The following is a 749-nucleotide window of genomic DNA, read 5'->3' on the forward strand; positions in this document are numbered from 1 at the left end:
ACGGCCTTCAGGCTCGCAGCCGAGGCGGGCTCCTTCACGAGGTTCCGGACGGCCCCGGCCTTCGCGAGCTGGTGCGGGCTGGTCCCGTCGGAGCGCTCGAGCGGCGAGACCGAGCGGCGCGGCGGGATAACCAAGACGGGCAACCGGCTCGCCAGGACGGCGCTGGTGGAGTCGGCGTGGCACTACCTGACGTGCACGCCCCGCCCGAAGGCCCCGGCGCCCGGCGCGGACGTCCCCGCGGCGATCCGGGCGCGCGCCGACGACTGCACCGCCAGGCTCTGCCGTCGCCGCGAGGCGCTGGCGGCGGCGGGCAAGAGCCCGTGCAAGGCAAACGCCGCCGTCGCGCGCGAGCTCGCCTGCTGGGTCTGGGAGATCGGGCGCCGGGCGGAGGGGACCCTCGGCTGACCCCGTCGGACAACAAGCCTCCCGCCGGGAGGGCCCGCGCCTCGACGCATCGCCGGCGCGCGTTCACGACCCTTTTTTGGGCAGCCCAAGGCAAGGGCCGCGCCCGTGAACAAGACTGGTTTCGGACGAGCGCGCCGGACGGAGAATCGAAATGCGGTGGGGTGCGCGGACATACCGGGCTGACCGCCGGCAGCGCGCCCGCAAGAGCCCGCGGATATTAGCTTGCCAGGCAAGCGTCGACTAAACGTGCAGCGTGCGCGGGCCCTCCCGACGGGAAACGAAAAAGCCCGGTTTAAAACCGGGCTCGAACAAACACGCCTATTGACAATGGCTTTCTCATATTA

General features: G+C 71.3%; 1 protein-coding gene. It reads left to right on the top strand.

Features of this window, described 5'->3' with window-relative positions; genetic code table 11:
• A partial coding sequence (locus ACTM82_RS08975; protein ID WP_441055879.1) for a transposase occupies positions 1-405 on the top strand: 405 nt, incomplete at its 5' end.
• Between the last annotated feature and the right edge of the window lie 344 nt (positions 406-749).

The sequence above is a fragment of the Collinsella sp. HCP3S3_E5 genome (assembly GCF_052067635.1).
In the GTDB taxonomy this organism is placed as follows: Bacteria; Actinomycetota; Coriobacteriia; order Coriobacteriales; family Coriobacteriaceae; genus Collinsella.